This window comes from Pseudomonas sp. PDM20, from assembly GCF_014852575.3.
Taxonomy (GTDB): Bacteria; Pseudomonadota; Gammaproteobacteria; order Pseudomonadales; family Pseudomonadaceae; genus Pseudomonas.
Window position 1 is genome coordinate 4555782 of sequence record NZ_CM181224.1, and the last position, 24604, is coordinate 4580385.

Here is a 24604-nt window from a genome sequence, read left to right on the forward strand (position 1 = left end):
GGGGCGTGAGGTTCGTCATGAACAGGCATTACTACATCAGCGACAACCTGGACGACCTGGAGCAGGTCGAGCAGGAACTCTCCGAAAGCGGCATCGGCATCGAGCAGATGCATGTGCTCAGCGACAGCGACGCGGAACTGCAGGAGCACCGCCTCCACGAAGTGCCCTCGATGATGAAGAAGGACGTCGTCCACTGGGGCAAGATCGGCCTGATGATCGGTGCCGCGCTGGCCGTGCTGGTACTGGTGGTCGGCTACCTGAGCGGCTGGACGCAGACGGCGGCCGGCTGGATTCCGGTGCTCTTCCTCGCCGCGGTGCTGCTGGGCTTCAGCCTGTGGGAAAGCAGCTTCTTCGGCCTGCAGCGCCCCAGCGGCGACGTGCGCCGCTTCCAGGACAACCTGCATGAAGGCCGTCACGTGTTCTTCGTCGACGTGAAGCCCGAGCAGGAACCGGTGCTGGACATGGTGGTGCGCCACCACCCGCGCCTGGAGATCGCCGGCTTCGGCAGCGCCATGCCGGCCTGGTGGCTCTCCGTCGAGCAGGCCTGGAACCGCTTCCGCCACATGATGTGATGCGCACCGGCCGCGCGCCGGTGGTTATGCGGACCCTCCCCTCCGCGCCCGTGCGGCCAGCGGCCTGGCAGTTGTGCGCCGCGCAGAGCACTGTTGGCAGGACGAGAATGGCTGCCGTTCAGGAATCATTCAGAAACCGTTAGCTTGCTATTGATACATGTCAGCCGCGCGCCTCCGGTCGAACTCGAAACTATTCGAGTTCCCCATTACTCAGGAGGCTGGGACATGTCTTCATCGCCCAACCAGAAACTCGGCCTGGCCGCGCTCACCGCCCTGGTGGTCGGCTCCATGATCGGCGGCGGCATCTTCTCGCTGCCGCAGAACGTCGCGAAAAGCGCCAGCCCCGGCGCCGTGCTGATCGGCTGGGCCATAAGCGGCATCGGCATGCTGATGCTCGCTTTCGTCTTCCAGAGCCTGTCCAACCGCAAGCCGGAACTGGACGCAGGCGTCTACGCCTACGCCAAGGCCGGCTTCGGCGACTACATCGGCTTCAACTCGGCCTGGGGCTACTGGATCAGCTCCATGCTCGGCAACGTCAGCTACTTCGTGCTGATCTTCAGCGCACTGGGCTACTTCTTCCCGGTGTTCGGCGAGGGCAACACGGTCATCGCCTTCGCCTGCTCTTCCCTGCTGCTGTGGGGCCTGCACTTCCTGATTCTGCGCGGGATCAAGCAGGCCGCCTTCATCAACCAGGTCACCACGGTCGCCAAGGTCGTGCCCATCGTGCTGTTCATCCTGATCGGCCTGGTGGCATTCGACATGGACCTGTTCACCGCCGACTTCTGGGGCCATGGCCACGTCGATTTCGACAGCGTGATGAGCCAGGTGCGCAACATGATGTTGATCACCGTCTGGGTGTTCATCGGCATCGAGGGCGCCAACCTCTACTCGGGCCACGCGAAGAAGCGCTCGGACGTCGGCACCGCCACGGTGATCGGCTTCGTCTCGGTGATGGCGCTGCTGGTGCTGGTGAACGTGCTGTCCATGGGCATGATGAGCCAGGCGCAACTGGCTGGCCTGCCCAACCCGTCCATGGCCTACGTGCTGGAACACGTGGTGGGCCACTGGGGCGCAGTGCTGATCATCTCCGGGCTGGTCGTCTCGCTGTTCGGCGCGCTGCTGGCGTGGATCCTGCTCAGCGCGGAGATCATGTACGCCGCCGCCCACGACCACACCCTGCCGAAGTTCCTCGCCCGCGAGAACGACAAGGACGTACCGGTGAACGCGCTGTGGATGAGCAACGCCACGGTGCAGGTGTTCCTGGTGGTCACCCTGTTTGCCGCCAGCACCTACACCAGCCTGGTGTACCTGGCCGCGTCCATGGCGCTGCTGCCCTACCTGTTCTCCGCCGGCTATGCCGTGCTGCTGAGCCTGCGCGGGGAAGGCTACGAAGGCCTGCTGCGCGAGCGCCGCAAGGACCTGGTAATCGGCACCATCGCCCTCATCTACAGCCTGTGGCTGGTGTATGCCGGCGGCATGGACCACCTGCTGCTCTCGGCGCTGCTCTACACACCGGGCGTGGTGCTGTTCATCATGGCCAAGCGCGAGCGCGGCGAGCGCGTGTTCAGCAAGGCGGAATGGCTGATCTTCGCCCTCCTTCTGGCCGCGACCCTGGCCGCCGGCTACGGTCTGTATGCGGGTCAGCTGAGCCTCTGAGGTTCGGCGCCGATGCCCGCGGCTCAGGCCGCGGGCTTTTGCTTTCCAGGAGAAATGGCTGACTTCAGGAGAAGAGAATGAGCACACCCACCGAGGTCACTATCCATTCCAGCACCGGCCTCGACCGCCAGCAGTACCGCATCCGCCTGAGCTATACGGTGGAGAACGCCGCCAGCCGGGATGCGCTGGTGAAGTTCGAGCTGGACGGCGAGATCGACGGCCAGCCTTTCAAGGACGGCTTCGATCTGCCCGGCGACCTCGCCTTCAACTTCGCCGGCAGCGCCACGCGCATCCTGCGCCGCCACGGCCTGCGGGTCTGCCACGGGCCGGTGCTGCGCTTTCGCAAGGAACATGACCGGGTGTTCGACGACCTGCGTCGTCGGCTGAAGGCCGAACCCGGCACGCCGGTCGACCTGCAGCGCATGGGCTCGCGGGCCCCGGCCGAACCGCGTTGCGCGGTGGCCGAGTCCATCGTCCGCGGGCGCGGCTGAGCCGGTCAGACCAGTTCGATACCGTCGTCGTGGATGACGATCAGGCCCTGCTTGAACAGGCCGCCGATGGCCTTCTTGAAGTTGCCCTTGCTGACGCCGAACTGCTGCGCGATCAGGTCCGGCGGGCTCTTGTCGCTGAGCGCCAGCTGGCCACCAGCCTCGCGCAGGGCCTTGAGGATCTGCTCGCTCAGCGCATCGGACAGGCCGGCGCCAGCCGGCTGCAGGCTCAGGCTGATCTTGCCGTCGGCGCGCATTTCCTTGATGTAGCCGGTCTCGCGCAGGCCATTGCGCATGAACTTGAAGACTTCGTTCTTGTGGATCAGGCCCCAGTGTTTGCCATCGATGATGGCCTTGTAGCCCAGGTCAGTGCGCTCGACGACGAGCAGGTCCACCTGCTGGCCGGCCTTGTAATTGGCCGGGACATTGTCCAGGTAGCGGTCCAGGCGCGCAGTGGCGGTGATGCGACGGCTGCGCTCGTCGAGGTAGACGTAGACCACGCAGTAATCGCCGACCTGCAACGGGCGCTTCTCTTCCGAGTGCGGCAGGAGCAGGTCCTTGGGCAGGCCCCAGTCGAGGAACAGGCCAACGCGGTTGACCTCCACCACCTTCAGGCTGGCGAAGCCGCCGACCTGCACCTTGGGCTTCTGGGTGGTGGCGATCAGGCGGTCTTCGCTGTCCAGGTAGATGAACACGTTGAGCCAGTCACCCACTTCGGTAGGTTCGTTCTTCGGCACATAGCGCTTGGGCAGGAGGATTTCGCCGTGGCTCTCGCCATCCAGGTAGAGACCGAAATCGGTGTGCTTGGCCACCTGCAACGAATTGAACCGACCTATGACTGCCATGACGCTTACCTCGTGAACGGGGCGGGCATTCTACGCGCATTGGCGCGTTATGGCTGCCGCCGGTTGCCGGATCGGGCGCGCGTCATCGACGCGCATCGCGGGCATGGCCCGCTGCCTACCGGATAGATCTGTGCTCGGATCGGCCCTCACCCTAACCCTCTCCCTGGGGGAGAGGGGACCGTTCGGTGCCGGATGAAACCACAGCGTCAGCCGGCACGACTTGCTCCCTCTCCCTGAGGGAGAGGGCTGGGGTGAGGGGGGAAAGCACAAACACGGAACTACCAGGGAAATACAGTTGCTCCTACAGGTGTTCCGCCTGGCCGAACTGGAGTTCCGCCAGCCGCGCATATAACGGATTGCTGAGCACCAGCTCGGCGTGCCGCCCCAGCGCCACCAGGCGACCGTGCTCGATCACCGCAATGCGGTCGGCATTGAGCACCGTGGCCAGGCGGTGGGCGATCACCAGCGTGGTGCGGTCGCGCATCAGCCCCGGCAGTGCCTGCTGGATCAGGTGTTCGCTCTCGGCATCCAGCGCACTGGTGGCTTCGTCGAGCAACAGGATGGGCGCGTCCACCAGTAACGCACGGGCAATCGCCAGGCGCTGGCGCTGGCCGCCGGACAAGCCCAGGCCGCTCTCGCCCAGGTGCGTCCGGTAGCCCTGCGGCAGGCGCAGGATGAACTCGTGGGCATGGGCCGCGCGGGCAGCGGCCTCGACTTCCGCGTCGCTGGCGCCGGGGCGGCCGTAGCGGATGTTCTCTTCCACCGTGCCGAAGAACAGCGCCGGGTTCTGCGACACCAGCGCGAAGCTGCGACGCAGGTCCGTCGGGTCGAGCCGGGCGATGGGCTGGCCGTCGATCAGGATGCGCCCCTGCTGCGGGTCGTAGAAGCGCAGCAACAGGTCGAACAGGGTGGACTTGCCGGCGCCGGACGGTCCGACCAGCGCCAGGGTCTCGCCCGGTTCGACGCGCAGGTCGATGCCATCGATGGCCCACTGCTCCGGGCGCGACGGATAGGCGAAGTGCACGCCCTGCAACTCGATACTGCCGACGATGCGCTCCGGCAGGTGCAGCAGGTCGCTGGTCGGGGCATGGATTTCGCTGCGCGCGCGCAGCAGTTCGGCGATGCGCTCGGCGGCACCGGCCGCGCGCTGCAGCTCGCCGATCACTTCGCTCAACGTGCCGAAGGCCATGCCGACGATCAGGCTGTAGAACACGAAGGCCGCGAGGTCACCCGGGCTGATGCGCCCGGCGATCACGTCCATGCCGCCGACCCAGAGCATCACGCCGACCGCGCCGAGTACCAGCAGGATCACCACGCTGACCAGCCAGGAGCGTTGCATGATGCGCTTGCGCGCGGTGTCGAAGGCGTCCTCCACTGTGCGGCCAAAGCGCGCGCGGTCCTGCGCCTGGTGGTTGTAGGCCTGCACCGTCTTGATCTGGCCGAGGGACTCGCCGACATAGCTGCCGACGTCTGCCACGCGGTCCTGGCTGAGCCGCGACAGGCTGCGCACGCGGCGGCCGAACAGCAGGATCGGCGCGATCACCAGCGGCAGCGAAGCGACCACGATGCTGGTCAGCTTGGCGTTGGTGAAGAACATCAGGATGATCCCGCCCAGCAGCATCAGCACGTTGCGCAGCGCCATGGACAGCGAGGAACCGATCACCGACTGCAGCAGCGTGGTGTCGGCGGTCAGGCGCGACTGGATCTCCGAGGACCGGTTGTTCTCGTAAAAACAGGGATGCAGCTCGATCAGGTGGTCGAACACGCGCTGGCGGATATCGGCGACGAAGCGCTCGCCGATCCACGACACCAGATAGAAGCGCACGAAGGTGCCCACCGCCAGACACAGCACCAGCAGGAAAAAGATGCCGATGGCGCGGGTCAGCAACTGCTCGGACTGGGTGATGAAGCCCTGGTCCACCAGCAGGCGGATGCCCTGCCCCAGGGACAGGGTGATGGCGGCGGTGAACAGCAGCGCCAGCAAGGCGCCGAGGGCCCGCCAGCGGTAGGGAGCGAGAAACGAACGAGCCAGGCGCAGGGCATTGCGCTGACGGGACGACAACAGGGACATGGCGGGCTCTGAACGGCCGGAATGGGCAGAGGGTAGCACCGCCGCAGCGCGCCGCGTGAAGGACGATTCAGGCAGAGCAATGGGACCGTTCGTTCCATAACCGCCCCGAAAGGTGCTCGTTTGATGTACAATGGGCGGCCAATTTGCGCAGACAGGTATGGCAGATATGACTACCAAGCCCTCCACCCGCCAGAAAGCAGCCCCCAAGGCCCCCGCCGCTACCGCGACCAGCGAAGCCCTGGAAGCCCAGATCGCGGCCTTCCTGAACTCCGGCGGTGAGATCCAGCAGATCGCCAAGGGCGTGACCGGTCAGAACTACGGCGCACCGAGCCGCCATATCAGCCTCGGCAAGAAGTAATATTCGCAGGCAAGCCTGCCGGCTCCCGGCAGGCTGCCCGCCTCCCCCGCTTCGCCCGTCCTGCGTTCCCCCTCCCTGATACCCCGCTTTACACCAAAGCCTCCGCAATTCCGTCGATCCTGTGTTGCCTGTGCGCCTTGCACTCGGGCAGAGTCCGCCCATAGTCAGGACTTGGCCTATCCCAGGCCACTCGCAAGGAGCACCCCATGCTGCCCTCTCCGGAAAAGCTGCTGTCGCGCAACCTGCTCGATGTGCTGATCCGCGCCGGCCTGATCCTGTTGCTGGCCGTTTTCTGCTTCCGCATCTTCCATCCCTTCCTCGACCTGATGCTCTGGTCGGTGATCCTCGCCATTACCCTCTACCCCATGCACCAGTTGCTCAGCGGCTGGCTGGGCGAGCGCCCGAACAGCGCCGCGAGCCTGATCGTGGTGCTGGGCCTGGTAATCCTGCTGGTGCCGGTGGTGGTGATCGGGTTGTCCATGGCCGATTCGGTGCGCGACCTGGTGCACGCCATCCAGAACCGCACCCTGCAGATCCCGCTGCCGCCGGACTCGGTACAGAACTGGCCGGTGATCGGGCAGTACGTCTATCCCTTCTGGCATCGCGTGGCCACCGACTTCATGGGCGTCGCGCACCAGTTGGCGCCGCACCTGCAGGGCGTGGCGAAGAAGGTCGCCGGGCAGGCGGCGGGCGTCGGCATGGGGCTGATGCAGTTCCTCGCCGCCTTCGTCATCGCCGGGGTGATCATGGCCTACGGCAAGCTGGGCAGCCGTACCGCTTGTGACATTGCCGTACGCATTTCCGGCCCTGACCGTGGCCCGGGCCTGGCCGAGCTGTGCACCGGCACCATCCGCGCGGTGGCCCAGGGCGTGGTGGGCGTGGCCTTCATCCAGACGCTGATCCTCGGCCTGGGCTTCATCGTCATGGGCATCCCCGGCGCCGGCCTGCTGGCTCTGGGTGTGCTGCTGCTGGGCATCACCCAGCTGCCGGTGGTGCTGATCACCCTGCCTGCAGTGGCCTATGTGTTCATGACCAACGACTCGCTGCTGGTGTCCATCCTGTTCACCGTCTGGACGGTGGCCGGCGGGCTCTCCGACAACGTGCTCAAGCCGCTGATGTTCGGCCGCGGCAGCAAGGTGCCGATGGCGGTGATCCTGATCGGCGCCCTGGGCGGCATGCTCAGCAACGGCATCATCGGCCTGTTTGTCGGCCCCGTGGTGCTGGCGCTGGGCTACGAGCTGTTCATGTCCTGGGTCCACGAGCGCGAGGCGCCGGTCGCGCCGCCGGTCGAACCGACGCCCTGATGCCGTAAACCTGACACCCGCCCGTGGCATGAGCTACGGGCATTCACCCGCAATGGAATGCACACGATGTCCAAACGCTGCACCCTCACCGCCGCCCTGCTCGCCACCGGCCTGCTGCTCTCCCCGCTGGCCTTTGCCGAAGAGACCGCCGTCGTCTGGCCGGCCGCGGTCAACGCCGCCGACCAGCAGCGCCTGACCACCCTCGACGCGCAGGTCAAGCAACTGCTCGACCAGCTCCAGCAGAGCGAGGACGAAACCACCCGCAACGAAGCGCTGAACCTCTACCGCATCGTGCTGGAAGACCCGGAACCGCTTGCCGACACTGCCCTCACCGGCAACTGGAAGTGCCGCTCGGTGCAGCTCGAAGCACAAGCGCTGTACGGCTACCCGAACTTCAAGTGCTCGGTGCGGCAGACGCCCAGGGGCCTGTTCCTGGAGAAGACCAGCGGCTCGCAGCGCATCAGCGGCTACCTGCAGCGCCTGGACGACAGGCAGCTGGTGTTCGTCGGCGGCGCTTCGGTGAACGACGCCCCGCAGGTCGGCTACAGCGGGCTGGAGCAAGCCGCCGCACGCGAGTCCGACGTGGTCGGCGTAGTGCGCAATTCGTACGATGGATTCGTGTTGCTGGTGCCCGAACAGCTCGGTGGCTACAACCTGTTCCGCTTCACCCGCTGAGCCCACTCTCGCCAGGAAAGGCTCAGAGCAGCGCCACCATCTCCTTGAGCGTCACCGCCCAGGTCCCCTTCGCATTCAGGTAGCGATAACCGAAGCGCGAACCGTTGGCCTGGGTGGTCAGCACCGCGTTCCAGGCCAGCCCGCGCTGCAGGTCGTGGGCCGGGTCGAGGAGGAAGAAGGCGTCGTCGCTCATCCCCACCGCCAGGCACCAGTGGCGGATGTCACTGTCCTTGCGGCCATGGAAGCCGAGCACCACCGGGATGTTCTCCTCCAGGTGCCGCCGGGTCAGCTCGACCATCCGCGTGCCGTTGCCACGCTCGACGCGGTACTCCTTGTCGCTGATGACCTTGAGCAGTTCCAGCAGGTCGGCGCCCGTGGTGCCGACGCGCACCAGCGTCTCGTGCTGGTTCAGCGCCTCCATCAGCCGCCCGTAGCGGGTCCGCGAATCCACCGGCGCCAACCCCTTGGCCTGGCGCCGCGCCAGCTGGTTGCGGGCGAGCATGGCCATCACCAGGCAGTAGGGCCCGCAGGCGCCGTCCATGTCGCCCTGGCGCAGGTGCACCTTCTCGCCACGCCGGTTGGTCAGGCCGCCGGTGCCGTGCTCGTCCAGGTCCCAGCACAGGCCGTCGATCAGGGTGATCTGCATCGCGCTTCCTCGTTGCTTGGTCTGAGGTTGTGACCGGACACCGCGCGGATCATTCCACCGGCTTGCGGTTACAATGAACGCTTTCCCCTGCCTGGTTACCCGAAATGTCCGAAGCCATCCGCCTGTCCAAGCGTCTCGCCGAGCTGCTGCCCTGTTCGCGCCGCGACGCCGAGCTGTACATCGAGGGTGGCTGGGTCACGGTCGACGGCCAGCGCGTGGAGGAACCGCAGTTCAAGGTCGATACCCAGCGCATCGAACTGCTGCCGGGCGCCTCTCCCGACCCGATTCCGCCGGTGACCATCCTCGTGCACAAGCCGGTCGGCCTGGGCAGCGGCAACGGCGCCAACTCCGCCCAGCAACTGCTGACGCCGGACAAGCGCTGGACCGAAGACAACCTGCAACAGCGCCTGCTGCGCAAGCACTTCGGCCACCAGTTCAACACCACCGTGCTGGAGACCGACGCCAGCGGCCTGCTGGTCTACACCCAGAGCCGCGGCGTGCAGCGCCGGCTGGTGGACGAGGCGGACAACATCGAGCACGAGTACGTGGTCGAGGTCAGCGGGCAGATCGCCGACAACGGCCTGAAGCGCCTCTGCCGCGGCATGCTGATCGACGGCCGCGAACTGCCGCCGCTGAAGGTCAGCTGGCAGAGTGAGACCCGCCTGCGCTTCGCCGGCAAGCAGTTCCGCCCCGGCCAGATCGCCGCCATGTGCCGCGCGGTCGGCCTGCACGCCGTGTCGATCCGCCGCCTGCGCCTGGGCGGCGTGGCCATGGGCAAGCTGCCCGTCGGCCAGTGGCGTTTCCTGCAGCCGTGCGAGAAGTTCTGACCGTCTACCCGACCAAGGTCGCGGGCGCCCGCGGATAACCAGGGTGCCCCTCTAATCCGCGGCTTACAGCCGCTATCGATAACGTCGATAGTCACCAGTCGACGCATTCAGTTCTCTTGATAGTCCGCGCGCGGCATCTTTGCCCCATCAACTCGCTGGCAGGAGATTCGCCGGCCCCGCAGTCGGGCCGCAGGGGCGAACAGGCTACTCGCGAGACGCCCCCAAACGGATCGTCAAGAGGACACCACCATGCAAGTCATTCTCGATTTCCTGCTGCTCATTGGCTCCCTGGTGGAGCTGCTGCTGTACGTCGCCCTGGCCAGCGTCGTACTCGCTACCACGCTGCTGGCCGGTGGCATCGCCGTGCTGACCCTGCGTTCGCCGGGCTCGGCCGTGATGATCCCCGACCGCCGTCCCTCGGTCAGCCGCCAGCCGCGTCCGGCGGTGAAGCATCAGCTGGCCCGCCCCGTACTGGTCGCCGTAGCGAACGAACCGATCCTGGCGAAAACCGCGTGAAGCCGTCCTCGCCAGCGATTCAGCCCGGGTAGCGCCCGAGTGCGGCCCCCAGGTCGCGCTCGAGATCCCCGTCCTGCTGGCCGCCGTTGTCCATCATCCAGCGCACCCGCTCCAGCGTTTCCGGCGCCGACATATCACCGACGAAGCGCTGCGACTCCTCCACCAACGCCGTCTGATCCGCCGCCGTCACCTGCTCCACCAGCGCCTTCACATGGGCGATGCCCGCCGCCGGGAAGGCCGCAATGCGTCGCGCCAGGGCCTCGCAGAACCTCTCCAGCTCCGCGTCCGCCAGTGCCCGGTTGATCCAGCCGTAGCGCTCTGCTGTATCCGCATCGAAATCCTCGCCGCCCAGGCAGACCTCCAGCGCCCTGCCCCGCCCCAGCATTTGCGCAAGGCGCACCGTGCCGCCCGCACCGGGCAGCAGACCGACCGCCACTTCCGGCTGGCCGAGCAGCGCCCGCTCGCGGGAGGCGAAGCGCATGTCCAGCGCCAGGAGGAATTCGCTGCCGGCGCCCCGCGCGCGGCCGCGCAGTTCGCCGATGGTCACCTGCGGCAGCCGGCTGAAGCGGCTGAACAGCGCACTGAGCGGGCTGGCCATGCCGGCCGGCAGCTTCATCGGCGGCGCGTCCAGCTGGCTGCCGAGGTCGTAGTGGGCAAGGAAGAAATCCGGGTTGGCGCTGCGCAGCAGCACCACGCGGGTATCGCTGTCTCGCTCCAGCTCATCGGCCAGGTGCAGCAGGTCGATGACCATGGCGCGGTCGACCAGGTTGATCGGCGGGTGGCAGAAGCTCACCACGGCAACGCCGTCGCGGTCTTCACGGGTGAAAGTGCGGTAGTTGCTCATCGATGGGCCTCCATTGCGAAGGCCCGAGGATGCGCCGGGGCGCGCGTGGCGCCCCAGCACTATCGATGCGCGGAATGGCCGGTCAGTGGTGGCCGATGCCCTGGTCTTCCAGGTGGTCGGCCTCGAACAGGGTTTCCAGCTCCTTGCGCGCCTCGCGGGCGGTCTGGATCACCGCGGTCTCGTCGTCGTAGACCCGGTATTGTGCCATCAGCACCGCTTCGTCGTGGCGCTTGAAGCGGCGGATTCGCGCGGCGACCTGTTCCTCGGTCAGGCCCAGGCCGGTAAGCAGCAGGCGGCTCATCTCCAGGCTCGAGTGGAAGGTCTCGCGCACCGGCGTCGCATCGGCGTCCAGCAGGTGGTAGACGTGCTGGCGGTTACGGGCCCGGCCGATAACTTTCAGGTGCGGGTAGAGCTTGCGCACCAGGCGCGCGGTTTCGATGTTGGTCTGCGGGTCGTCGGTGGCGACGACGAAGAACTCGGCTTTCTCCACCTGGGCCGCGCGGAGGATTTCCGGGCGCAGAGGGTCGCCATAGAAGATCGGGATATTGCCGTAGCTGCGGGTCAGCTCGATGGTGTCCACGGAGGTATCCAGTGCGACGAAGGGCACGCCCTGGGCGCGCATGATACGGGCAACCACCTGGCCCATTCGGCCCATGCCGGCAATCACCACGCGCGGCGCATCGTCCGGCAGTTGGCGGTATTCAGGCGGCGGCTCGCGCAGCACGGCGGGCTTGGGTTTGATGCTGCGCGCCAGGGCCAGCACCAGCAGCGGGGTCATCGCCATGGACAGGGTGATGCACAGCACCAGCAGCGAGTGCAGCTTGCCGTCCATCAGCCCCTGGGCCAGGGCCAGCTTGAACACCACGAAGGCGAACTCGCCACCGGCGCCCAGCAGCACGCCCAGGCGGATCGCCGAGACCTTGTCCAACCCGCCAGCCAGACGGCCGATGAGGAACAGCAGCGGCAGCTTGATGCCCACCAGCAGCAGGGTCAGGCCGAGCACCACCAGCGGCTCGCTCTTGAGCAGGCCGAGGTCCGCGCTCATGCCCACGCTGATGAAGAACAGGCCGAGCAGCAGGCCCTTGAAGGGTTCGATCTGTGCTTCCAGTTCGTGGCGGTACTCCGAGTCCGCCAGCAGCAGGCCGGCGAGGAAGGCGCCCAGGCCCATGGACACACCGGCCCACTCCATCAGCCAGGCGGTGCCGACCACCACCAGCAGCGCGGTAGCGGTGGACAGGTCAGCCTGACCGGTGCGGGCCACCGAGCGGAACACCGGGCGCAGCAGGAAGCGACCGCCGATCACCACCACGGCGATGCTGCCGACCACTTCCATGACGTGAGCCAGGTCACCGCCCGGCGCCGCCGAATCGGCGCGCGCGCCCAGCAGCGGGATCATGGCGATCAGCGGAATCGCGGCAATGTCCTGGAACAGCAGGATGGCAAAGCCTAGGCGGCCGTAGGGGCTGTTCAGCTCCTTGCGCTCCGCGAGAATCTGCAGGCCGAAGGCGGTAGACGACAGCGCCAGGCCGCCGCCCAGCACCACGGAAGTATTCACCGGCATGTCGAAAGCCAGCACCGCTACGCTGCCAATGGCCAGCGCGGTGAGCAGCACCTGCGCCAGGCCGACGCCGAACACCTGTTTGCGCATCACCCACAGGCGTTTGGGCGAAAGCTCCAGGCCGATGATGAAGAGCAGCAGCACCACGCCCAGTTCGGACAGGCTGGCGACGCTTTCGGGGTTGTCGATCAGCCCCAGCAGTGACGGGCCGATGAACACCCCGGCGAGCAGGTAGCCGAGCACGGCGCCCAGTTGCAGGCGCTTGGCCAGCGGCACCATGAACACCGCCGCGAGCAGGAAGACCACTGCCGACTGCAGGTAATTCGTCCCATGTTCCATCTATCAAGACTCCTTGGAAGGGTTGGGGCGAAGCGAAGATCCACCCACGTCGTTCATCTCATACATCCAGCGCCACGCCCTCGGCCAGCAGGTGCCGCTGGAACTGCCCGGCCAGGGCGTCCACCTGGTCCCAGGGCTGCTCGTAGCGCTCGTCCAGCGCGACATGGCTGCCGGCGCGCACACGGGCATCGAGCCCGCAGTGCTCGTAGAAGGCGTTCACCGCGGCCACCATCGGCTCGCGCTGGTTCTCCATCAGGATGGCGCCGTGAGCCAGCACCACGTAGCGCCCGTCGCTGGGCCGGCGGCGCCAGCGCTGGGCGGTGCCCACCAGCTTGCGCCCACCCAGGTTGACGTTGTAGCGGCCATCGCAGAAAGCGCCTTCCACCTCCCCCAGGCCCGGATCGAGGCCCAAGGCCGCCAGCCAGTCGCACAGCGGCTGACACAGGCGCAGGTAGGCGGTCTCGATGCGCGTCTGCTCGTTGTCGCCCGGCGGGATCGCATAGACCAGCGCGACGTTGAGCACCCCGGCGGACTGCGGCACCGGCTCGCCGCCGGTATCACGCAGTGCGATCGGCCAGCCCAGCCCGGCGCAGGCGGCCTCGGCGGTGGCAAAGCCTTCCAGGCGGCTCAGCCGGCGCGGCATCACCAGGGACTGTTCCAGCGGGCTCCAGAACAGCAGACCGCTGTCGCGCTCACCGGCGAAGGTGGCGTCGAGCAGTGCGCGCTCGGCATCCAGGCCCTGTTGCGCCGACAGTCGTTGCACTCTATTCATGACAGCGCACCTGGATTCATCACAGCGTCCTGGGGGTTCATGGCAGCGTCCTTGGGTAAACCGGGTTGCGGACTATGCCCGCCGAGGGCTTATCCGACAATGTTCCAAGCCAATTTGTTGCCACGCTCGGAAATTTCAGCGTAGCGGGCTGTGACTGCGCCGGTGTCGCGCCAAGTCACGTCGATTTCAATCCACACCACAGCGAAGCGGCGCTGCGTCTATCCTGCTAGTGGCCGGCACTTGCGCAGGAGGCCAGAGCCCGTGTCCAGGACGTTGCTTCAGCGTCTGCACCACGCCATTGCCGTCAACGACGCGCTGGCGCTGCCGATCGCCCGGGAAAACCTGCGGCGCCTGTACTTCTCCGCCCTGCTGGCGGTGCCTTTCGACTTGATCCACATCCTGGTATTCCGCCTCAATCTGCAGGGTTCAAGCCCTGAGTACGACGGCTGGCGGGTGGACATCATCCGCGTCCACGCCGTGGTCGCCGTGCTCTTCACCCTCCTCGGCCTGCTCGCCTGGCTGGCTGCACCACCGCGCCGCAGCGCATCGTTGCGCTACATGCAGACCCTCACCGTGCTCGGCAGCATCCTGGTGCTGGGGTTCGGCATCGCCATCACCGGTGCCGACCAGCAGGTCACCAGCAGCATCACGCCCTTCCTCATGTCCTCCGTGGCCACCGCCCTGCTGATCCTGCTGCGCCCGAGCCTGGCCGTCGTCCTCTATATCCTCGCCCTGGCCGCCTTCGAGGTGACCATGGTCCTGACGCAGGCCAGCCCGCAGTTGCGCCTGTCGAACCAGATGGGCGGGCTGACCATCTGCGGCATCGGCCTGGTGCTGTCGTTCATCCTCTGGCACGGCCATGTGCGCAACCTGCGCCAGCGCGAGTTCCTCCGCCAGCAAAGGCTGGAACTGGAGGAAAAGAACCGCCAGCTGGAATACCTCGCCGGGCACGATCCGCTGACCGGGTTGTTCAACCGCCGCCAGTTCGACCAACTGGTGGGCATGGAGCTCTCGCGAGCTGCCCGTCAGCCCGCACCGATCAGCCTGCTCATGGTGGACCTGGATCATTTCAAGTTCATCAACGACCGCTACGGCCACCCGCTGGGCGACGAGGTCATCCGCCACACCGCCAGCCTGCTGAGGAACTACACCCGCACCGGCGACAGCGTGGCGCGCCTGGGCGGCGAGGAATTCCTGCTGCTGCTGCCCGACACCTCGCAGCCGCAGGCACGGGTGATCGCCGAGAAGGTGCGCCGGCTGCTGGAGGAAACCCCGCTGCCGATGAAGGACGGCCTGCTCTACCTCACCGCGAGCTTCGGCATCGCCTGCCTGGAGGCCGGCATTCCGGGCACCTATGAGGGGCTCTACGCGGCGGCGGACAAGGCGCTGTACAAGGCCAAGGCGAGCGGACGCAATCGGGTGGAGGTGATAGAGCTGGGGACGGAGATGGGGACGTTCGATTGAGCGCCCAGGCTCCCTGCTATCCGGGTGCGCCCTATTGGGCGTATTTACGCGTCAGCCCCGGCGGTACGCCGCTGCTGTCGGTCTCGGTCCAGGGGCCTTGCGGGCCGACGCCCCAGTACCAGCCGCTGTCCCAGTGGTAGTAGGTGCGCTGGCGGTAGTAGAGGTCCTTCTGGCCCTGGATCACGTAGACGCCGAGGCTGGCGTCCCAGCGGCCCTTGCCGCCGGGCGGCGGGGCGAACTGGGTCGGGCGCTTGGCGGCCGGCGCAGCACTGGGCTGCGGGGTGATCGGCGAGCTGGAAGTCTTGGCCGGCGGGATCGGCTTGCTCGGTTGCGAGGGCGGCGGAATCTGCGAAGGCGGCTGCTCCGGCTGCTGCGGTTGCACCACGCAACCACCCAGTACCAGCATGGCGCCCAGCGCCAGCAATCTGCCCTTCATCGCTCAACCCTCTCTTGTCGTGATTACTTCTGATCCGGGCTGTCGATTGTCACGCTCTGCTCGCCCGCCTGGGAAGTAGACAACGAAGCACTTCGTCCGATCCATTCCCCGGCAGTAGCGTTGCCCGCGCGGGAGATGCGCGCGACCAGTTGCACCTGCGGATGCTGGGAGAGCTTGAGCTGCGGCATCATCGCGTCGGCGTCGCTCAGCGACACCTCGCTGGGCAGGTCGGAGACCTTCAGGCGCTTCACTGCCAACGGCATCGGCGGGCCGCTCACGGCACGGGCGAAGACGAACACGCTGTCGTCCGGCTTGACCTGGCCCTTCACGGCGTCGGTCAGGTCGACCTTCACCTTCAGGGTCACGCCAGCGGTAGCGGCAGCAACCGGGGCTTCGGGCGGAGTCTGGCCCTTCTCGACCATCCGCTGGCGGGCGCGCTCGATGCCACCGGCGATGGCGTCGCGGGACGGATCGTCCTGTGGCAGCACGGTGACCAGACGGCCCCAGTAGTCGATGGCGTCGGCGTATTTCTCGTCCTCGAACGCGGCGATGCCGAGCAGGCCGAGGGTGGTGACTTCCTGCGGGTCCTTCTTCAGGGCTTCGTCGGCGAGGTCGCGGACCTGCTGACTGAGCGCCTTGTCACCGGCGAAGTACAACGCCTGCGCCCATTGGCCGAGCACTTCCGGCTGGCGGCCGGAGAGGCGCGCGGCCTGCTCGAAGGCCTTGGCGGCGTCGGCGGCGCGATTCTGGGTCATGTAGGCGCGGCCGAGGAAGTACCAGCCTTCAGCGGAGTCCGGCTGAGCCTTGAGCGAGCGCTCCAGACGCGAGGTCATCTCTTCCATGGACTTGGGCGCGGTAGCGAATTCGCGAGCCAGCTCGACCTTGTCACTGGCCCCCCAGTGCAGGTAGAGGCCCAGCGCGAGGAACGGCAGGACCAGCGCTACCACCAGCGGCGCGGCGCGGCCGAGACGGGAGCGGCGATCATCGCCGGCGCCTTCGGTGTCGGAAAGCAGCTCGCGAGCTGCTTCGGCGCGGCCGGCTTCGAACTGCGTGGCGTCGAGGGTGCCGGCGTCACGCTGGGAGCCCAGCTCGGCCAGACGCTCCTGGTACAGGGCGACGTTGAGGGCGGTGCGGTCTTCCTCAGCCTGGGCCTTGCGGCCGCGCAGCAGAGGGACGAGGAGAAATGCCAGGGCCACCAGCAACAGCAGGCCGGCGGCGAGCCAGAAATCGATCATTTGTCTTGGTTATCCAGCAATTGGTCGAGACGCGCCTGCTCCTCGGCGGACAGCGTGGTGGAGGTGGCAGCGGCCGGGCGCCGACGGCGCGCGACGATGGCGCCGATGACGATCACGCCCAGGCCCAGCAACGCGGCGGGGCCGAACCAGAGCAGCCAGGTGCGCTCGCTGACTTCAGGCTTGTAGCGCACGAACTCGCCGTAGCGGTCGACCATGTAGTCGACGATCTGCTGGTTGCTCTTGCCGGCCGCCATCTGGGTGTAGATCTGCTTGCGCAGATCGGCGGCGATCGGCGCGTTGGAGTCGGCGATGTCCTGGTTCTGGCACTTGGGGCAGCGCAGCTCGGTGGTCAGTTCGCGGAAGCGCGCACGCTCGGCGTCGTTGGCGAACTCGTAGGTGTCGATGGCGGCGTGGGCGATGCCGGTCAGGCAAAGCCCGAGCGCGGCGGCGGCGAGAAGTCGCTTCATTTGCCCTCCGCTTCGTCGACCAGACCCTGGTAGATCGGCGCCAGCTGTTCGCGCCAGACCTTCTCGTCGACGGCGCCGACCAGCTTGTGGCGGATGATGCCGTCCTTGTCGATGATGTAGGTCTCCGGCGCTCCGTAGACGCCCAGGTCGAGACCCAGGGTGCCCTGCACGTCGGCGATGTTCATCAGGTAGGGATTGTGCAGCTCCTTGAGCCACTTCTGCGCCGCGGCGCCGTCGTCCTTGTAGTTGATGCCGTAGATCACCACGCCCTTGGCGGCCAGATCGGTGAGCACCGGGTGCTCGAAGCGGCAGGTCGGGCACCAGGTGCCCCAGACGTTGACCAGCGCCGGCTTGCCCTTGAGGTCGGCCTCGGTGTACGTCTTGCCCGGCTCGGTGACGCTGGGCAGGGAGAACGCCGGGAACGGCTTGCCGATCAGCGCCGAGGGCAGCTCGCTGGGGTCGAGCCAGAGGCCACGGAAGAGGAATACCGCGACGACCAGGAAGATCGCCAGGGGCAACAGCAGGATCGCACGCTTCACACTCAGGCTCCCTGTCCGGCGAGGCCCAGGGCCTCGCGTACACGCGTTTTCACTTTCAGGCGGTAGCGACGGTCCAGCGCCGCCAGCACGCCGCCCAGGGCCATCAGCAGGCCGCCGAGCCAGATGAAGCGCACGAAGGGTTTGATGTGCACACGCACGGCCCAGGCGCCGTTGTCCAGCGGCTCACCCAGGGCGACGTAGAGGTCGCGGGTCAGGCTGCCGTGGATGCCGGCCTCGGTCATCATCGAGTTCTGCACACTGTACAGGCGCTTCTCCGGGTGCAGCACGGCTACTTCAGAGCCCTTGCGGGTCACGCGGATGGTGCCCTTGTCGGAGGTGAAGTTCGGCCCTTCGAAGTGATGGGTGCCCTCGAAGCGGAACTGGTAACCGGCCAGCTCCACCGACTCACCCGGCGCCATGCGCAGGTCGCGCTGGGCACTGAACTGGCTGGTGAGCACCACACCGATGGCGCAGATGGCGATACCGAAGTGCGCCAGCTGCATGCCCCAGTAGCTGCGGTTCAGGCCCGCGGCACCGGCGATCACGCCCTTGTGACGGACCTTGTCGAAGAAGTCGCGCAGACCGGCCAGTACGACCCAGGCGGCCAGCATGAACACGGTCAGTACTTCCCAGTGCAGCTCGCCATACAGGAAGCTGCCGACACCGCCGAGCACCACGGTGCCGATCAGCACCGGAGTAAGCATGTTGCGCAGCCAGCGGGTTGGGGTGTCCTTCCAGCGCACCAGTACGCCGACCGCCAGGGCCAGCATGAGGATGGCGATCAGCGGCACGAACAGCGCGTTGAAGTACGGCGGGCCGACCGACAGCTTGGCGCCACTGATGGCGTCGAGCACCAGCGGGTAGAGGGTGCCCAGCAGGATCATCGAGGCGGTAACCACCAGGATCAGGTTGTTCAGCAGCAGCAGGGTTTCGCGGGACCACAGGGCGAAGCCGACCTGGCTCTTGACCACCGGCGCGCGCAGGGCGAACAGCGTCAGTGAGCCGCCGACCACCACCAGCAGGAAAGCCAGGATGAACACGCCGCGCTCTGGGTCCGAGGCAAAGGCGTGCACCGAAGTCAGCACGCCGGAGCGGACCAGGAAGGTGCCCAGCAGGCTCAGCGAGAAGGCCGCGATCGCCAGCAGCACGGTCCAGCTCTTGAACACACCGCGCTTCTCGGTCACCGCCAGCGAGTGGATCAGCGCGGTGCCCACCAGCCAGGGCATGAAGGATGCGTTTTCCACCGGGTCCCAGAACCACCAGCCGCCCCAGCCCAGTTCGTAGTAGGCCCACCAGGAGCCGAGCACGATGCCGACGCCGAGGAAGGTCCAGGCCACCAGGGTCCACGGCCGCGACCAGCGCGCCCAGGCGGCGTCGAGACGGCCGCCGAGCAGTGCGGCGATGGCAAAGGCGAAGGCCACCGAGAAGCCCACGTAGCCCATGTAGAGCATCGGCGGGTGGAAGATCAGGCCCGGGTCCTGCAGCAGCGGGTTGAGGTCGTTGCCGTCGGCCGGCACCTGCGGCAGCAGGCGGCTGAAGGGGTTGGAGGTGATGATCAGGAACAGAAGGAAGCCGGTGCTGATCATGCCCATCACGGCCAGCACGCGGGCCAGCATCACTTCCGGCAGCTGGCGGGAGAACACCGACACGGCGAAGGTCCAGCCGCCGAGGATCAGCGCCCAGAGCAGCAGCGAGCCTTCGTGGGCGCCCCACACGGCGCTGAACTTGTAGAACCAGGGCAGCGCGCTGTTGGAGTTGCTGGCGACGTAGGCCACCGAGAAATCATCGTGGAGGAAGGCCCAGGTCAGGCAGCCGAAGGAGAACAGCAGGAAGGCGAACTGCCCCCAGGCTGCCGGGCGCGCCAGACTCATCCACTGGCGATCGCCGCGCCAGGCACCGACCAGCGGGAAGAACGACATCACCAGCGCCATGCACAGCGCGAGGATCAGCGAGAGGTGACCGAGTTCGGGAACCATGTCAGTTGCTCCCCTGTTGCGGCGCGGCGTTGCCGCTCTGGCTGGCTTCGTAGTGCTCCAGCTTGCCGCTGTCCTTGAGCGCCTTGGTGACTTCCGGCGGCATGTACTTCTCGTCGTGCTTGGCCAGCACTTCATCGGCGGTCAGCACGCCGGCTTCGTTGATCTTGCCCAGGGCGACGATGCCCTGCCCTTCGCGGAACAGGTCCGGGAGGATGCCGCGGTATTTCACCGTCACTTCCTTGGCGAAGTCGGTGACCACGAACTCCACGTCCAGCGAATCCGCCGAACGTTTGAGCGAGCCCTTCTCCACCATGCCGCCGGCGCGGATGCGCGTGTCGTGCGGAGCTTCGCCGTTGGCGATCTGGGTCGGGGTGTAGAACAGGTTGATGTTTTCCTGCAGGGCCGACAGCGCCAGGCTGACGGCGACGCCGACACCGGCAACGATGGCGAGGACGATGTACAGACGCTTCTTGCGGACCGGATTCACTTGCTGGCCTCCCGGCGCAGACGACGCGCCTCTTCTTGCAGGTAACGCCGGCGCGCCACGATCGGCGAGACGACGTTGATCGCCAGGACCACCAGGCAGATGGCGTAGGCGGACCACACGTAAGGGCCATGGTGTCCCATGGCGATAAAGTCGGAGAAGGACTCGAAAGAACTCATAGAGCGCGCTCCACCACAGCCTTGACCCAGCTCGCGCGGGCTTCGCGCTTGAGCACTTCCAGGCGCATGCGCATCATCAGCACCACGGCGAAGAAGCAGTAGAAACCGGCGACCATCATCAGCAGCGGAATCCACATCTCCGGCGGCATCGGCGGCTTCTCGGTCAGGGTGAAGGTGGCCGGCTGGTGCAGGGTGTTCCACCAGTCCACCGAGTACTTGATGATCGGGATGTTCACCACACCGACGATGGCCAGCACCGCGCAGGCCTTGGCCGCGCTGTCGCGATTGGTGATGGCCTGGCCAAGGGCGATGATGCCGAAATAGAGGAACAGCAGGATCAGCATCGAGGTCAGGCGCGCGTCCCAGACCCACCAGGCGCCCCAGGTCGGCTTGCCCCAGATGGCGCCGGTGACCAGCGCGACGAAGGTCATCCAGGCGCCGATGGGCGCGGCGCACTGCACGGCGACGTCGGCGATCTTCATCTTCCAGATCAGCCCGACCGCGCCGGCCACGGCCAGCATCACGTAGCAGGACTGGGCGAGGAACGCCGCCGGCACGTGGATATAGATGATGCGGAAGCTGTTGCCCTGCTGGTAATCCGGCGGCGCGAAGGCCAGGCCCCAGACGGTGCCGGCAACCATCAGCAGGATCGCGGCGACCGCGAACCAGGGCATCCAGCGTCCGCTGATCTCGTAGAACCACTTGGGCGAGCCAAGCTTGTGAAACCAAGTCCAGTTCATCATCAGGCTCTGTAATTCAAAGCTCTAGTCTGCCGCCGGTGCCGCTTCCCAGCCCGGCGATCGTTCGTTCACTCGCCGACGCTGATCTTCAGCCCGGCGGCGATGGCAAAGGGCGTCAGCGTCAATGCTAACGCCGTCAGGCTGGCCAGCCACAGCAGGTGCCCGGCGGTGGGCAGCCCCTGCAGCGACGCCTGCAGCGCTCCGCTGCCCAGGATCAGCACCGGAATGTAAAGCGGCAGGATCAGCAGGGCCAGCAGCAGGCCACCGCGCTTGAGACCGACGGTGAGCGCCGCGCCCACGGCGCCCAGCAGGCTCAGGATCGGTGTCCCCAGCAGCAGCGACAGCAGCAGGTCCGGCAGGCAGCGCGCCGGCAGGCCCAGCATCAGGGCGAACAGCGGCGACAGCAGCACCAGGGCCAGCCCTGAAACCAGCCAGTGTGCCAGCACTTTGGCCAGGACCAGTAGTGGCAGGGGGTGCGGCGAAAGGACCCACTGTTCCAAAGAACCATCTTCGAAATCGCTGCGGAACAGGCCGTCCAGCGACAGCAGCACCGCCAGCAATGCCGCGACCCAGACCAGCCCCGGCGAGAGGTTCTTGAGCATTTCCGATTCGGGGCCGACCGCCAGCGGGAACAGCGCGATGACGATGGCGAAGAACACCAAAGGATTAGCCAGCTCCGCCGGACGACGGAACAGCAGGCGCGCTTCGCGGGCGAGCAACAGGGTGAAGACGTTGCTCATCGCGCCGCGACCTCCCGTGCGTGCTGGCCCAGATCGAGGGCGCGGTAGCCTTGCGGCATGCGCTCCAGGCTGTGGTGGGTGGTCAGCACAACCAGTCCACCGCGCTCGCAATGGCCGGCCAGGTGTTCTTCCAGCTGCGCCACGCCCTGCTTGTCCAGGGCGGTGAAGGGTTCGTCGAGGATCCACAGCGGCGGCGCGTCCAGATACAGGCGCGCCAGGGCCACGCGACGCTGCTGGCCGGCGGACAGGGTATGGCAGGGAACGTCCTCGAAGCCGCGCAGGCCGACCGCTTCCAGCGCCTGCCAGATGGCATCGCGGTTGGCCGGCTGGTGCAGGGCACATAGCCAGGCGAGGTTCTCTTCGGCGGTGAGCAGGCCCTTGATGCCAGCCGCGTGGCCGATCCACAGCAGCTGACGGGCCAGTTCATGGCGTTGTTCGGTGAGTGGCTTGCCGTTGAGCAGCACATCACCGGCGGTAGGCTGCATCAACCCGCTGAGCAGGCGCAGCAGGCTGGTCTTGCCGCTACCGTTGGGGCCGACGATCTGTAGCATTTCGCCCGCGCCGAGTCGCAGATCGAGACGCTCGAACAGCATGCGCCAGTCCCGCTCGCAGGCGAGCGCCACGGTTTCGAGGAGGGGATGGGTCAAGGGCATCGGCAACCGTCGGGCAGAAAACAGTCAGTAGTGCAAAAACGCGGCCATACCACGCGGGCCGCCAAGCACGGCCTCGGGCGGCGCATTATACACAGCGGTTCCTACACCCGACGTCAGGTTTTTCGACAGGGTGTAACGTCAAATCAGCGCACCTTGAGCTGCGTCCATGCGCAACCACCGCCCTGCCCTCCTGCCGCCGGACGGTCTAAAGTGCGCGCAATGGCCGCCGATACACTGGGCGCAACCCCGTCACGCCGCCTGCAGGTCCCCGATGCCGAGTGAAATTGGCGCTTCCCGTCCGCTACCGCCTACCCCGCCGCTGCGCAGCACGCAAAGCGCGGCCGAGCTGACGCTCAAGCTCGCGCAGAGTCTCGGCGATCTGCTGCCGCCGGGAGACAAGGCCCACGCAGAAGTACTGGCAGTGCGCGACGGACAGGTGAATTTTCAGCTGCTGCTGCGCCTGACCATGGCCAGCGGGCAGCAGGCGTTGGTGGTGGCGGAGAGCCCTCAGGCGCTGCCCAAGGGCAGCACCCTGCAGCTGTCGACGCTGAACCAGACCAGCCTCGCCGCCACCCTGCTGACGCAACCGAGCCTCAGCACCCTCGGCATGAGTGGCGCCAGCCAGGCGCCACTGGGCAGTCTCGATCTCGACGTGCTGCCGGTGGGCACGCTGATCCAGGGCAAGGTGGACGCCAGCCAGCTGATCGCCCTCGGCAAGGCCGAGCAGATGGTCTACAAGGTGTTGGTGACGTTGCTCAACACGCCGCTGGCCGGGCGCCAGCTGAGCATCGAATCGCCCAACCCGCTCCCCCTCAACAGCCTGCTCAGCGCCCGCGTGCAGGACCAGCAGGCCCTGCAGTTCCTGCCGATGAACGCCCGCCTGGACCAGCTCGACCTGAGCCTGCAGCTCGGCGCCCAGCAGAACCGCCAGGGACCGCTGGATAACCTGTTCAAGGCGCTGCAGGGTGCCGGCAGCAATCCGGACATGAGCCCGGAGCTGCGCCAGTCGGTGGACAAGCTGCTCGGCGCCCTGCCGGACATCCGCCAGCTCAGTGATGCCAAGGGCGTCGCCCAGGCCTTCCAGCAGAGCGGCGCGTTCCTCGAAGGACAGCTGCTGCGCGGCGTAGAGGGTTTGCCCCAGGACCTCAAGGCCAACCTGCTGCGGCTGATTGCCCAGATACTGCCAACCGTCCAGGGCGGTACGGCGGCCGCGGTGCTCGGCAACCTGCCGGGCAGTGCCCTGGCCGGTGCCAACAATCTGGCACAGGCCATGCCGGCGTTCGTCCGCAATGCGCTGGGCGTGATCGGCCAGACCAGTGGACGCACACCGCCACCGGTCAGCTTCCCGCTCCCCAGCCGGCTGGCCAATGAACTGGAAGAAGAAGGCGACCTCGAGTCGCTGCTCAAACTGGCCGCCGCTGCCGTTTCCCGCCTGCAGACCCACCAGCTGGGCAGCCTGGCGCAGAGCGATGTGCTGCCCGACGGCACGGTATTGAACACCTGGCAGCTGGAGATTCCCCTGCGCCATCAACAGCAGATGGTGCCGATCCAGGTGCGTATCCAGCAGGAAGAAAAAGACAGCCCGGCGAGCGAGCGCGAGCAGCAGCCGCGGGAAATGCTCTGGCGCGTCGATCTGGCCTTCGACCTGGACAGCCTCGGCCCGCTGCAGGTCCAGGCCACCCTGGCCCACGGCAGCATCGGCACCCAGCTGTGGGCCGAGCGCGCCGCCACCGCCAGCCTGATCGATGGCGAACTGGGCACCCTGCGCCAGCGCCTGAACGACGCCGGTCTCAGTGTGGGCGAGCTGAGTTGCCGCCAGGGCAAGCCGCCCCAGGGCGCGCGCACGGCGGTGGAACAACGCTGGGTGGACGAGACTGCATGAAGAAATCCAGGAAAGCGCCGCGCCAGGCCATTGCCCTCAACTATGACGGGCAGAGCGCACCGACGCTCACCGCCAAGGGCGACGATGAACTGGCGGAGACCATCCTCGCCATCGCCCGCCACCACGAGGTGCCGATCTACGAGAACGGCGAGCTGGTGCGTTTGCTGGCGCGCCTGGAGCTGGGCGATGCGATTCCCGAGGCGCTCTACCGCACTATCGCCGAGATCATCGCCTTCGCCTGGTACCTCAAGGGCAAGAGCCCGCTTAACGATAAGCCAGGGGCGCCGCCGGACGCGATGCCGCTGTTGCTGGAAGGGCCGGACTCTCGTCGCCGGTGA

At 66.8% G+C, this 24604-nt stretch carries 27 protein-coding genes; 11 read left to right on the plus strand and 16 right to left on the minus strand.

Going from position 1 to position 24604, the window contains the following annotated elements:
* Positions 1–17: 17 nt before the first annotated feature.
* The 3 genes from IB261_RS20765 to IB261_RS20775 all read left to right on the plus strand — a co-directional run bounded on the left by IB261_RS20765 (position 18) and on the right by IB261_RS20775 (position 2719).
* Positions 18–572, plus strand: coding sequence for a magnesium transporter (locus tag IB261_RS20765; RefSeq protein ID WP_192290942.1), 555 nt, complete (start codon positions 18–20; stop codon positions 570–572).
* A gap of 225 nt (positions 573–797) precedes the next feature.
* Positions 798–2228: an arginine-ornithine antiporter gene (gene arcD / locus IB261_RS20770; protein ID WP_192381238.1), complete on the plus strand. Its 1431-nt coding sequence runs from the start codon at positions 798–800 to the stop codon at positions 2226–2228.
* Between the two features lie 77 nt (positions 2229–2305).
* The gene (locus IB261_RS20775) at positions 2306–2719 is read left to right on the plus strand and encodes a DUF5064 family protein (protein ID WP_192381237.1); all 414 of its coding nucleotides are present in this window, start codon (positions 2306–2308) and stop codon (positions 2717–2719) included.
* A 5-nt stretch (positions 2720–2724) separates the two neighbouring features.
* Here IB261_RS20775 and IB261_RS20780 read toward each other — a convergent pair whose 3' ends face one another.
* Together IB261_RS20780 and IB261_RS20785 are read right to left on the minus strand one after the other, a co-directional pair.
* On the minus strand, positions 2725–3561 hold the full coding sequence (locus IB261_RS20780; RefSeq protein ID WP_081519323.1) for a CvfB family protein: 837 nt from the start codon (positions 3559–3561) through the stop codon (positions 2725–2727).
* Positions 3562–3862: 301 nt separating this feature from the next.
* Complete coding sequence (locus IB261_RS20785; protein ID WP_192381236.1) at positions 3863–5632, minus strand: ABC transporter transmembrane domain-containing protein; 1770 nt, start codon at positions 5630–5632, stop codon at positions 3863–3865.
* Positions 5633–5789: 157 nt separating this feature from the next.
* On the opposite strand from IB261_RS20785, the gene IB261_RS20790 reads away from it, so the two are divergent.
* The 3 genes from IB261_RS20790 to IB261_RS20800 all read left to right on the plus strand — a co-directional run bounded on the left by IB261_RS20790 (position 5790) and on the right by IB261_RS20800 (position 7969).
* Positions 5790–5990 carry a PFL_1563 family small protein gene (locus IB261_RS20790; protein WP_024765957.1) on the plus strand — a complete coding sequence of 67 codons (201 nt, stop codon included), beginning with the start codon at positions 5790–5792 and terminating at the stop codon, positions 5988–5990.
* Positions 5991–6196: 206 nt separating this feature from the next.
* On the plus strand, positions 6197–7294 hold the full coding sequence (locus IB261_RS20795) for an AI-2E family transporter (protein ID WP_081519321.1): 1098 nt from the start codon (positions 6197–6199) through the stop codon (positions 7292–7294).
* Between the two features lie 66 nt (positions 7295–7360).
* A complete protein-coding gene (locus IB261_RS20800) occupies positions 7361–7969 on the plus strand; it encodes a DUF4893 domain-containing protein (protein ID WP_192381235.1) in 609 nt (202 codons plus the stop codon).
* Positions 7970–7991: 22 nt separating this feature from the next.
* On the opposite strand, the gene IB261_RS20805 is transcribed toward IB261_RS20800, so the two are convergent.
* Positions 7992–8615: a hypothetical protein gene (locus IB261_RS20805; RefSeq protein WP_192381234.1), complete on the minus strand. Its 624-nt coding sequence runs from the start codon at positions 8613–8615 to the stop codon at positions 7992–7994.
* 104 nt (positions 8616–8719) lie between these two features.
* Here IB261_RS20805 and IB261_RS20810 point away from each other — a divergent pair, with 104 nt between their 5' ends.
* Positions 8720–9442, plus strand: a complete 723-nt coding sequence (locus tag IB261_RS20810) for an RNA pseudouridine synthase (RefSeq protein WP_192381233.1) — start codon at positions 8720–8722, stop codon at positions 9440–9442.
* Between the two features lie 249 nt (positions 9443–9691).
* Positions 9692–9958, plus strand: coding sequence for a hypothetical protein (locus tag IB261_RS20815; RefSeq protein WP_151187825.1), 267 nt, complete (start codon positions 9692–9694; stop codon positions 9956–9958).
* Between the two features lie 19 nt (positions 9959–9977).
* Here IB261_RS20815 and IB261_RS20820 read toward each other — a convergent pair whose 3' ends face one another.
* From IB261_RS20820 to IB261_RS20830, 3 genes are all read right to left on the minus strand, one after another.
* Positions 9978–10802, minus strand: a complete 825-nt coding sequence (locus IB261_RS20820) for an enoyl-CoA hydratase/isomerase family protein (protein WP_151187826.1) — start codon at positions 10800–10802, stop codon at positions 9978–9980.
* A gap of 82 nt (positions 10803–10884) precedes the next feature.
* Positions 10885–12699 carry a monovalent cation:proton antiporter-2 (CPA2) family protein gene (locus IB261_RS20825; RefSeq protein ID WP_081519315.1) on the minus strand — a complete coding sequence of 605 codons (1815 nt, stop codon included), beginning with the start codon at positions 12697–12699 and terminating at the stop codon, positions 10885–10887.
* A gap of 58 nt (positions 12700–12757) precedes the next feature.
* The gene (locus tag IB261_RS20830; protein WP_192381232.1) at positions 12758–13471 is read right to left on the minus strand and encodes a lipoate--protein ligase family protein; all 714 of its coding nucleotides are present in this window, start codon (positions 13469–13471) and stop codon (positions 12758–12760) included.
* A gap of 261 nt (positions 13472–13732) precedes the next feature.
* On the opposite strand from IB261_RS20830, the gene IB261_RS20835 reads away from it, so the two are divergent.
* Positions 13733–14935 carry a GGDEF domain-containing protein gene (locus tag IB261_RS20835; protein WP_192381231.1) on the plus strand — a complete coding sequence of 401 codons (1203 nt, stop codon included), beginning with the start codon at positions 13733–13735 and terminating at the stop codon, positions 14933–14935.
* 31 nt (positions 14936–14966) lie between these two features.
* Here the strand turns inward: IB261_RS20835 and IB261_RS20840 are convergent, their stop codons facing one another.
* The 10 genes from IB261_RS20840 to ccmA all read right to left on the minus strand — a co-directional run bounded on the left by IB261_RS20840 (position 14967) and on the right by ccmA (position 22384).
* The gene (locus IB261_RS20840) at positions 14967–15371 is read right to left on the minus strand and encodes a hypothetical protein (protein WP_081519312.1); all 405 of its coding nucleotides are present in this window, start codon (positions 15369–15371) and stop codon (positions 14967–14969) included.
* Positions 15372–15394: 23 nt separating this feature from the next.
* Positions 15395–16606: a c-type cytochrome biogenesis protein CcmI gene (ccmI, locus tag IB261_RS20845; protein WP_192381230.1), complete on the minus strand. Its 1212-nt coding sequence runs from the start codon at positions 16604–16606 to the stop codon at positions 15395–15397.
* Positions 16603–17073, minus strand: coding sequence for a cytochrome c-type biogenesis protein (locus IB261_RS20850; protein ID WP_081519310.1), 471 nt, complete (start codon positions 17071–17073; stop codon positions 16603–16605). Before IB261_RS20850 ends, ccmI begins: the two co-directional genes overlap by 4 nt.
* Entirely contained in the window at positions 17070–17612 is a 543-nt protein-coding gene (gene dsbE / locus IB261_RS20855) for a thiol:disulfide interchange protein DsbE (protein WP_081519309.1), read from the minus strand. Before dsbE ends, IB261_RS20850 begins: the two co-directional genes overlap by 4 nt.
* A gap of 2 nt (positions 17613–17614) precedes the next feature.
* The gene (locus IB261_RS20860) at positions 17615–19588 is read right to left on the minus strand and encodes a heme lyase CcmF/NrfE family subunit (protein ID WP_081519308.1); all 1974 of its coding nucleotides are present in this window, start codon (positions 19586–19588) and stop codon (positions 17615–17617) included.
* Between the two features lies 1 nt (position 19589).
* The gene (ccmE, locus tag IB261_RS20865; RefSeq protein ID WP_045212029.1) at positions 19590–20075 is read right to left on the minus strand and encodes a cytochrome c maturation protein CcmE; all 486 of its coding nucleotides are present in this window, start codon (positions 20073–20075) and stop codon (positions 19590–19592) included.
* A complete protein-coding gene (ccmD, locus tag IB261_RS20870) occupies positions 20072–20251 on the minus strand; it encodes a heme exporter protein CcmD (RefSeq protein WP_192381229.1) in 180 nt (59 codons plus the stop codon). Before ccmD ends, ccmE begins: the two co-directional genes overlap by 4 nt.
* The gene (locus tag IB261_RS20875) at positions 20248–20994 is read right to left on the minus strand and encodes a heme ABC transporter permease (protein ID WP_026079188.1); all 747 of its coding nucleotides are present in this window, start codon (positions 20992–20994) and stop codon (positions 20248–20250) included. The genes ccmD and IB261_RS20875 overlap by 4 nt, the downstream gene beginning before the upstream one ends.
* A 65-nt stretch (positions 20995–21059) precedes the next feature.
* Complete coding sequence (gene ccmB, locus IB261_RS20880; RefSeq protein WP_017520311.1) at positions 21060–21731, minus strand: heme exporter protein CcmB; 672 nt, start codon at positions 21729–21731, stop codon at positions 21060–21062.
* Entirely contained in the window at positions 21728–22384 is a 657-nt protein-coding gene (gene ccmA, locus IB261_RS20885) for a cytochrome c biogenesis heme-transporting ATPase CcmA (protein WP_192224209.1), read from the minus strand. Before ccmA ends, ccmB begins: the two co-directional genes overlap by 4 nt.
* A gap of 271 nt (positions 22385–22655) precedes the next feature.
* Between ccmA and fliK the strand changes: the two genes are divergently transcribed.
* A complete protein-coding gene (fliK, locus tag IB261_RS20890; RefSeq protein WP_192381228.1) occupies positions 22656–24266 on the plus strand; it encodes a flagellar hook-length control protein FliK in 1611 nt (536 codons plus the stop codon).
* Positions 24263–24604: an EscU/YscU/HrcU family type III secretion system export apparatus switch protein gene (locus IB261_RS20895; protein ID WP_081519305.1), complete on the plus strand. Its 342-nt coding sequence runs from the start codon at positions 24263–24265 to the stop codon at positions 24602–24604. Before fliK ends, IB261_RS20895 begins: the two co-directional genes overlap by 4 nt.

Excerpts from the sequence above, each read along its gene's own strand:
- IB261_RS20765 (WP_192290942.1), top strand. The coding sequence starts at position 18 with ATGAACAGGCATTACTACATCAGCGACAACCTGGACGACCTGGAGCAG.
- arcD (WP_192381238.1), top strand. The coding sequence starts at position 798 with ATGTCTTCATCGCCCAACCAGAAACTCGGCCTGGCCGCGCTCACCGCC.
- IB261_RS20775 (WP_192381237.1), top strand. The coding sequence starts at position 2,306 with ATGAGCACACCCACCGAGGTCACTATCCATTCCAGCACCGGCCTCGAC.
- IB261_RS20780 (WP_081519323.1), bottom strand. The coding sequence starts at position 3,561 with ATGGCAGTCATAGGTCGGTTCAATTCGTTGCAGGTGGCCAAGCACACC.
- IB261_RS20785 (WP_192381236.1), bottom strand. The coding sequence starts at position 5,632 with ATGTCCCTGTTGTCGTCCCGTCAGCGCAATGCCCTGCGCCTGGCTCGT.
- IB261_RS20790 (WP_024765957.1), top strand. The coding sequence starts at position 5,790 with ATGGCAGATATGACTACCAAGCCCTCCACCCGCCAGAAAGCAGCCCCC.
- IB261_RS20795 (WP_081519321.1), top strand. The coding sequence starts at position 6,197 with ATGCTGCCCTCTCCGGAAAAGCTGCTGTCGCGCAACCTGCTCGATGTG.
- IB261_RS20800 (WP_192381235.1), top strand. The coding sequence starts at position 7,361 with ATGTCCAAACGCTGCACCCTCACCGCCGCCCTGCTCGCCACCGGCCTG.
- IB261_RS20805 (WP_192381234.1), bottom strand. The coding sequence starts at position 8,615 with ATGCAGATCACCCTGATCGACGGCCTGTGCTGGGACCTGGACGAGCAC.
- IB261_RS20810 (WP_192381233.1), top strand. The coding sequence starts at position 8,720 with ATGTCCGAAGCCATCCGCCTGTCCAAGCGTCTCGCCGAGCTGCTGCCC.
- IB261_RS20815 (WP_151187825.1), top strand. The coding sequence starts at position 9,692 with ATGCAAGTCATTCTCGATTTCCTGCTGCTCATTGGCTCCCTGGTGGAG.
- IB261_RS20820 (WP_151187826.1), bottom strand. The coding sequence starts at position 10,802 with ATGAGCAACTACCGCACTTTCACCCGTGAAGACCGCGACGGCGTTGCC.
- IB261_RS20825 (WP_081519315.1), bottom strand. The coding sequence starts at position 12,699 with ATGGAACATGGGACGAATTACCTGCAGTCGGCAGTGGTCTTCCTGCTC.
- IB261_RS20830 (WP_192381232.1), bottom strand. The coding sequence starts at position 13,471 with ATGAATAGAGTGCAACGACTGTCGGCGCAACAGGGCCTGGATGCCGAG.
- IB261_RS20840 (WP_081519312.1), bottom strand. The coding sequence starts at position 15,371 with ATGAAGGGCAGATTGCTGGCGCTGGGCGCCATGCTGGTACTGGGTGGT.
- ccmI (WP_192381230.1), bottom strand. The coding sequence starts at position 16,606 with ATGATCGATTTCTGGCTCGCCGCCGGCCTGCTGTTGCTGGTGGCCCTG.
- IB261_RS20850 (WP_081519310.1), bottom strand. The coding sequence starts at position 17,073 with ATGAAGCGACTTCTCGCCGCCGCCGCGCTCGGGCTTTGCCTGACCGGC.
- IB261_RS20860 (WP_081519308.1), bottom strand. The coding sequence starts at position 19,588 with ATGGTTCCCGAACTCGGTCACCTCTCGCTGATCCTCGCGCTGTGCATG.
- ccmD (WP_192381229.1), bottom strand. The coding sequence starts at position 20,251 with ATGAGTTCTTTCGAGTCCTTCTCCGACTTTATCGCCATGGGACACCAT.
- IB261_RS20875 (WP_026079188.1), bottom strand. The coding sequence starts at position 20,994 with ATGATGAACTGGACTTGGTTTCACAAGCTTGGCTCGCCCAAGTGGTTC.
- ccmB (WP_017520311.1), bottom strand. The coding sequence starts at position 21,731 with ATGAGCAACGTCTTCACCCTGTTGCTCGCCCGCGAAGCGCGCCTGCTG.
- ccmA (WP_192224209.1), bottom strand. The coding sequence starts at position 22,384 with ATGCCCTTGACCCATCCCCTCCTCGAAACCGTGGCGCTCGCCTGCGAG.
- fliK (WP_192381228.1), top strand. The coding sequence starts at position 22,656 with ATGCCGAGTGAAATTGGCGCTTCCCGTCCGCTACCGCCTACCCCGCCG.
- IB261_RS20895 (WP_081519305.1), top strand. The coding sequence starts at position 24,263 with ATGAAGAAATCCAGGAAAGCGCCGCGCCAGGCCATTGCCCTCAACTAT.